The organism is Terrisporobacter muris, from assembly GCF_024621905.1.
GTDB lineage: Bacteria > Bacillota > Clostridia > Peptostreptococcales > Peptostreptococcaceae > Terrisporobacter > Terrisporobacter muris.
This window is the reverse complement of the sequence record NZ_JANKBY010000186.1, coordinates 1-6,928: the sequence shown is the minus strand read 5'-3', so window position 1 is coordinate 6,928 and position 6,928 is coordinate 1. Positions and strand designations below refer to the sequence as shown.

The 6,928-nt window shown below is 28.0% G+C and carries 9 protein-coding genes; 2 read left to right on the top strand and 7 right to left on the bottom strand.

What is annotated here, in order from left to right:
- A partial coding sequence (gene cls, locus NSA58_RS13165) for a cardiolipin synthase (protein WP_257560545.1) occupies window positions 1–1,470 on the top strand: 1,470 nt, incomplete at its 5' end.
- A 69-nt stretch (window positions 1,471–1,539) separates the two neighbouring features.
- On the opposite strand, the gene NSA58_RS13160 is transcribed toward cls, so the two are convergent.
- Complete coding sequence (locus tag NSA58_RS13160) at window positions 1,540–2,877, bottom strand: MATE family efflux transporter (protein WP_139045031.1); 1,338 nt, start codon at window positions 2,875–2,877, stop codon at window positions 1,540–1,542.
- An 89-nt stretch (window positions 2,878–2,966) separates the two neighbouring features.
- Here NSA58_RS13160 and NSA58_RS13155 point away from each other — a divergent pair, with 89 nt between their 5' ends.
- Window positions 2,967–3,797, top strand: coding sequence for a MerR family transcriptional regulator (locus NSA58_RS13155; RefSeq protein WP_074079242.1), 831 nt, complete (start codon window positions 2,967–2,969; stop codon window positions 3,795–3,797).
- A 151-nt stretch (window positions 3,798–3,948) separates the two neighbouring features.
- Here NSA58_RS13155 and NSA58_RS13150 read toward each other — a convergent pair whose 3' ends face one another.
- From NSA58_RS13150 to NSA58_RS13125, 6 genes are all read right to left on the bottom strand, one after another.
- A complete protein-coding gene (locus NSA58_RS13150; protein ID WP_039681487.1) occupies window positions 3,949–4,386 on the bottom strand; it encodes a hypothetical protein in 438 nt (145 codons plus the stop codon).
- 7 nt (window positions 4,387–4,393) lie between these two features.
- Window positions 4,394–4,576: a hypothetical protein gene (locus tag NSA58_RS13145; protein WP_039681488.1), complete on the bottom strand. Its 183-nt coding sequence runs from the start codon at window positions 4,574–4,576 to the stop codon at window positions 4,394–4,396.
- A 54-nt stretch (window positions 4,577–4,630) separates the two neighbouring features.
- Window positions 4,631–4,756: a hypothetical protein gene (locus NSA58_RS13140; RefSeq protein ID WP_257560544.1), complete on the bottom strand. Its 126-nt coding sequence runs from the start codon at window positions 4,754–4,756 to the stop codon at window positions 4,631–4,633.
- Between the two features lie 372 nt (window positions 4,757–5,128).
- Entirely contained in the window at window positions 5,129–5,953 is an 825-nt protein-coding gene (yqeB, locus tag NSA58_RS13135) for a selenium-dependent molybdenum cofactor biosynthesis protein YqeB (RefSeq protein WP_039681489.1), read from the bottom strand.
- Window positions 5,928–6,536: a molybdenum cofactor cytidylyltransferase gene (gene mocA, locus NSA58_RS13130; RefSeq protein WP_052233176.1), complete on the bottom strand. Its 609-nt coding sequence runs from the start codon at window positions 6,534–6,536 to the stop codon at window positions 5,928–5,930. Before mocA ends, yqeB begins: the two co-directional genes overlap by 26 nt.
- Before the next feature lie 26 nt (window positions 6,537–6,562).
- The gene (locus NSA58_RS13125; RefSeq protein WP_074079241.1) at window positions 6,563–6,901 is read right to left on the bottom strand and encodes a hypothetical protein; all 339 of its coding nucleotides are present in this window, start codon (window positions 6,899–6,901) and stop codon (window positions 6,563–6,565) included.
- Window positions 6,902–6,928 lie beyond the last annotated feature (27 nt).

The following is a 6,928-nucleotide window of genomic DNA, read 5'->3' as shown; positions in this document are numbered from 1 at the left end:
AAGGATATTAAAGCTATGATTATTGCTATTTTGTCTATATTAGTTCATATTTTGAATATAATAACGATTTTATATATGATTTTTAAGGAAAAACGTTCTGCTAATAGTATAATTGTTTGGACATTAATTTTAACTTTATTACCTTATGTTGGTTTTATAATTTTCTTACTAATTGGTAGAAAAGTTAATACTGCCAATATATTTGTAATGAAAAAATCTGAAATGCAATTTTTTGAAAAATATATTAACAAAGTCAAAAACACAGATGAGCAAGATAAAAGCTTAAAAAACTCTGATAATTATGAAATAATTAGAGCTGTAGAAAGCATGGAGTATTCTCCTTATAGAAATGATAATGAAGTAGATTTATTCTTTGATGGTAAAGAATTATTTGATGAAATCTTAGATAGTCTAAAAAAAGCTGAAAAAAGTATAAACATACAATTTTATATTTTTAAAAATGATGAACTTGGATCAAAAGTACTAAAAATACTAAAAGAAAAGGCTGCTTCAGGTGTTGAAGTACGCCTATTATATGATTCTGTTGGTAGTAGATCTCTTACAAAAAGAAAACTAAAACCTGTAATAGAGGCAGGTGTAAAAGTAGGTGAATTCTTCCCAGCAATATTAAAATTACTAAATATAAACATGAACTTTAGAAATCACAGAAAGATAGTTGTCATAGATAGTGAGATTGGATTTGTTGGCGGTTTTAATGTGGGTGATGAATATTTGGGCAAAGATCCTAAGTTTGGCCATTGGAGAGATACTCATATAAAAATTAAAGGTGACGCAGTAAAAGACTTAAACTTAAGATTTTGGGCTGATTGGAGATATGCAACCAGAGAGGATGTGGATTTAACTTTCACTTTAGAAAATGTGAATCCACCTTCCCTATCAAATTCCAATCATTCAAAAGCAGGTTTACAAATAATATCAAGTGGACCAAACCCATATAATAGATATGAAATAAAATGGTCCTATTTGGAAATGATACAAAAGTCCAAAGATTATATTTATATTCAATCACCTTATTTAATTTTGGATGATAGTATTGGGGATAGTTTAAAGTTAGCTTCTATTTCTGGAGTTGATGTAAAAATAATGATTCCTGGTAAAGGTGATCATCCTTTTGTTTACTGGGCTAATTTAGTATATGCAGGAGAATTATTAAACTTTGGTATCGAAATATATCACTATGATAAAAATGCGTTTCTTCATTCAAAAGCTGTAGTTATGGATGACAAAATATGCTCAATAGGTACTGCCAATATGGATACACGAAGCTGCGAGCTGAATTTTGAAGTAAATGCTTTAATTTATAGCGAAGAAATATCTAAAAAACAACGTGAACAATTTGAAAAAGATATGCTTTTGTGTAAAAAACTAACTCTAGAAGAGTATTCAAACAGAAGCGCTGGTATTAAATTTAAAGAAGGCTTTTCAAAATTATTTTCTAATTTTCTTTAAATTTCGAAAATGGAGCCTCTTTTTATAAGGAGCTCCATTTAAAGTTAATTTTTATTCTTTTTTTAATCTTTATACCACTTCAGCACATTTATATTCTAAACTATTTTTACTCTTCTTTAAAACATTTCTTGAAATAACAAATACAATAAGTTCTGAAGCAAGAGTTGCTGTCCATATTCCAATCTCTCCAAACAAAAGAATCATAACTATTAAAGTAATTGTTATTACAATCATTCCTCTTCCCAAAGATACTATTCCTGCTTGAATTGGTCTATCTATAGCCACACAAAATCCTGATGTTATCACATTGTATCCCATTATTAAAAATGCTGGAGAAAACACTCTTAAAACACTTACTGTATAATTAAACAGCTCCTTATCTCCATTATTAATAAATAATAATACTAACTGTTTTGCAAATATAAAAACTATTAAAAATGATACAACCGATGATATTTTTATTGTTTTTAATCCCATTTTCAAAATTGATAAGACAACGTCTTTATCATCTTTACCATAATAAAAACTACAAATAGGTTGTATTCCTTGGGCTATTCCCATCATAGTTGTAAGTACCAGTGTATTTATATAGCACACCACACTATAACTTACTAATGCATCTTCACCTATTACTCTCAATATACTTTGGTTGAAAATTAAAACTATAACAGCCACACTTAACTCTGTTGTAGAGTCTGGAATTCCTATAAATATTACTTTTTTAATAACACTAAAATCAAAATTGAATTTTGTAAATTTAAGCTTACCTCTTTTTCTTAAAAAATGTATAAAGAAAAATAAGAATGAGAATACTCTTGCTAATCCTGTTGCAAATGCGGCTCCCTTAACTCCATATCCTAGCTTTATTACAAATATATAATCAAGTACTATATTAGTTATGGCAGATATTATTACACCTATTGTTGAAAGGTGAGGATAACCATCACTTTTTATTAATACTTCTAAATAATACGATCCTAAGTAAAATAAAACAAATAGCATGATTGTTCCAGCATATTCTTTAACGTATACCATAGTTGAGCTCGTCGCACCTAAGAATACTGCTATTTTATCTAAATTTAATAAGCTAACTAACATTATAATTGCTGATAAAATTACTATTACAACTAAGTTCAATGTGAAGTATTCATTTGCCTTTTTATTTTCTGAACTTCCCAGCTTAATTGCAACTACAGTACTTGCCCCTGTTGCAAATAAAATAGATATTGCAAATAACATATTTATGTATGGTGTAGATATGTTTACAGCTGCCAGAGCATCACTACCTACCCCTTTACTTACAAATATCCCGTCTACCATTGAATATAGCGAAAACACCCACATGGCTGCTACTGAAGGTATTACATATTTCTTAAATTGTGTTTTTAAACATGTTGCATTTTCCATATTATTCATCTCCTTCCACCATAAAAACTATAAACTGTGGTATAATACACATGTCAATAAATTTTTTAAAATTATTTTGAGGTGATTTTTTGAAAAGAAAATATTATAAAACAGGTGAACTTTCAAAAATATATAAATTAGGTAGAGATTCTATAAAATACTATGAAAAACTAGGACTTTTGAATCCTACTAGAGATACTAACTCCTATAGAATGTACACAATTAAAGATATATGCAATTTAAATCTTATTCGTGAGCTTAGAACTCTAGACTTCTCCATGCAAAGAATTAAGGAATATATTGAAAATAGAAATATTAGCACTACTAGAAAAATGCTTCTTGAAGAAATTGAATTAATAGAAAAAAAAGTAGAAGACTTAAATTCCCATAAGGAATCTTTGAAAAAAAGGCTATGTTCAATAGATAAATGCATAGAACATACTACTTTTAATAGAATTGAACTTTTATATATGAACAAAAGAAAAGCACTTACAGTTGATTCTAATGAATCTTTTGCTGAAAATAACGATTACTTAATCCAAAAATTAAGCGACAAATTCGAAGACAAGTTTTATATTTTAGGTAATAGCAACTTTGGAGCTGTTTTTGATTCTAAAAGTATTTCCAACGGAATTTATAATTATTATAAACATACATTTTGCTTAGTAGACGATGATGCTTCTGATTATAACTTTGTTTTAGATGAAGGATACTATGTTACATATACTTATAAAGGTGATTATAATCAGTATGAACAAGTTTTTGACATGCTTTATAAGTTTATAGATATTAATAAATATACTGTTTTAGGTGATCCCATAGAAATTTATAAAATAGATGTTTATGAGACCGCTCTAGAAGATGAGTATGTTACACAAGTTCAAATTCCAGTTAAGCTTTTAAGTGACATTTCTTTATAGAAAAATTCGCTTCACTCATATCTACAACGAGATACATTTGATCAACGTGTTGACGAATCACTTTGTTAACACTTAAGGCAACTCCATTGCTCAAAAATACTCGTGTCGTTTTAATATTATAACTGCACGAGTATCTTTTTTATTTTTAACTTTAATTAGTACCTTCTACACTTTCCGCTTTAATTTTTTGTATTTTTAAATCTACTGTAAATCTATAACCAACTCTTGAATCATAATCAACTCCAGAATTTTTCATATTTTTATAATACTCAATATTTATATTCATTTCATCAATTTTACTTCCACCTCTAGATGCAATTATATCTGAGCTTTCTTCTGTAAAATTGTTGTATTCTTTTCTGTTGTTTCTAAATGTTGCTACCACTGCTCTAGTAGATGCCCAAGCACGTATGCCTCTTATCTGCTCCGATTTGGTAACTGATAAAGGTACTGTACTTTGTATTGATTTTTCCAAATCATAAGAAGTAAGTCCTCTATCTTCATAAAATGCTTCGAACAATCCACTAACTACAATATGCCCTATTTCCTCTCCTACAAATCCTTCTGTCATCTGTGCTAATTTATTCAATAGCTCCTCATCCACATTTCAAAATATTTCTTTTCATATCATCAAAAGATTTATCATAAAAATATATAGCTATTTCTGTACCACCTTCACAAAATCTTATAATATCATCATTACATCCTGTTAATCTAAATATTTCAGAAATAACATAATTAGAATCACATTCTTTATATATATTTTCAGAGAAATTCACTCAATCCAAATAAATAGCTAAACCTTCTCTTTTACCAAATGAAATTTTTTCTTCTCAACCTTCAAGATCAAATCTTACATATGCATCACTATCATAGTCAATTAAGCATGTATTTCCTTTAAGATTATCTAGTATTTCATTTGCTTCTTTTTCTGTTTTGTATATAATCATATCTCTCATAAATCTCACACTCCTTATTATATATTTATTATTTATTTGCATATTTAAAGGCATCAAATATTTTTATGTTTTTATTGTGTAGAAAATATACTTCAATACCTTTAACACTTCTAGTTACATTAGCTCATCCTTCTTTAATCATACTCGCTGGTACAGTCTACATATCTAATAAAAATTTACATAGTTCTATTTGTATGAATTATTTTACTAGTACTGTTACATAATGTGTATATATCAATAAATCCTAAAATGTCTCTTTTCATTTTATCACAAGCATTAATTGTAGTTACTAATAGATTAACTCTTACTAACCACAAGTTTTCATTATAGACAATATAAAAAGAGCTAACTTAGTAGCTCTTTTTAACAAATCTAACCTCTATATACCAACCTTTGTTTCATATACAACACAGCTTCCAAAACTCCACCAGCTATCGTTCTAGCCTTATCAGATATAGTATAAGAATTTTCCACTTCTTCAATACGTGGATCAATATCAGCTATTTTTAGCCTTTCTTTTATTTTGCTTTTATCTTTGATTATACCTCGTAAAACTCCGCCTATAGTCGCTTTTACTTCAATTATATTTTCATCAATACTTATTGTAGCTATAACTTCTCCCTTTTTTACTATGTCACCAATTTCTTTCACATTTGAAATAGTTCCACTCATAGTCGAATATATAACCCTATCTTTACTTACGCCATTTACAGCTCCCGGAATACCTGTGTTTGCCATAGCATAACCTTTTTCTATTATTCTGCCTAAATTATGACCTCTCATAGTTTCTATTACAATATCCACATCTTCTCCTGCACAAAATCCAGGTCCTAAACCTATAGTTATTGGTGCCATGTCTTTTGTTGTCCCCAGGTTTTTTTTTGCCAATATAGCATCTACAACTACAAAAGGGTTTAATATTTCAATGAATTTTCCAAATGGATCTATTATTACAGGAATATTTTTTTTATCTAATATGGAGTATACCTCATCCAAATTATTTGCTTTTTCACATATTACACCTTCAACCATAATTTTACCTTCGTATATAGCTTCACTAAAGCATACCGTTCTTCTTATGGCAGATGGTTTTTCTATTTCCAATATTACTACTTTAAATCCACATCTATGAAGTTTGTGGATTGTTCCAGTGGCTATATCTCCACCACCCCTAATTACTACTATATCTTCTTTCATTTTCTGCCTTTCTTTCAAAAAGATTATTAAAATCATCTATATTATCTATATCAAATAGAGTATTTTCGCTAACATCAACATATTTTATTTTATCAGAAGATTTTATGATACTTTTACCACCTTTATCTCCTTCTAGTTTTAAAATCTGTTCTTTATATATTGTTGGATATATAACTGGATTTCCACATTTATCTTTATATTTTGGTATGACTATATAGTTTCTATCGTCTTTAAAAATCTTTACTAACTTTTCTATGTCATCTTTATTTAAAAGAGGTTGATCCCCAACAAAAAACATATATCCATCACATTTAGGTGAGTTTTTCACTCCTAATTTTATGGATTCACTTTGCCCCTTGTTTGGAGAGTTATTGATTACTACATTGTAATTTAATTTTTCTCCAAGTTCTTTTATTTCCTCATATTGAGTAACTAATATTTTCTTCTTAAAATTACACTGTGACACAATATTTAATGTATGCTCAATTAAAAATTTATCATTATACTTCATAAGGAGTTTGTTTTGACCCATGCGATTTGAAAATCCAGAGGCCATAATTATTGCTGAAATCAATTTTATCATCCTTTTATTAATTCGTTAAAAATACTTTAATATTCTTCATTTATGTCAGTGTCAGAATTATCTTCTTCATTTAAACTTTCATCAATTTCTTCACTGCTTCCTGTGTCTTCATCATCATCTATTTCTTCGTAACCATCTGAATCACTATCTTCCTCTTCATAATTGCTTATATAATCTTCTAGTACATAGTACTTTTCATAATACTCATCTGTGCTTTTTATATTTACTGCTAAATTTAAAAACACACCCAACACTATTACTCCTGCAATATAATATATAAAATACGTATTTTTGTCTTTATTATAATTTTTTGAACTATTCAATTTTTTAGTAGCTATACTATTATTAGTTAGTTCATTTTTCATTTTATAATTCTCCATAAATTATCATTT

Coding starts and splice junctions, on each gene's coding strand:
- NSA58_RS13140 (WP_257560544.1), bottom strand. CDS start 4,756: ATGAGAGATATGATTATATACAAAACAGAAAAAGAAGCAAATGAAATA.
- NSA58_RS13160 (WP_139045031.1), bottom strand. CDS start 2,877: ATGGAAAATGCAACATGTTTAAAAACACAATTTAAGAAATATGTAATA.
- yqeB (WP_039681489.1), bottom strand. CDS start 5,953: ATGAAAGAAGATATAGTAGTAATTAGGGGTGGTGGAGATATAGCCACT.
- mocA (WP_052233176.1), bottom strand. CDS start 6,536: ATGATAAAATTGATTTCAGCAATAATTATGGCCTCTGGATTTTCAAAT.
- NSA58_RS13125 (WP_074079241.1), bottom strand. CDS start 6,901: ATGAAAAATGAACTAACTAATAATAGTATAGCTACTAAAAAATTGAAT.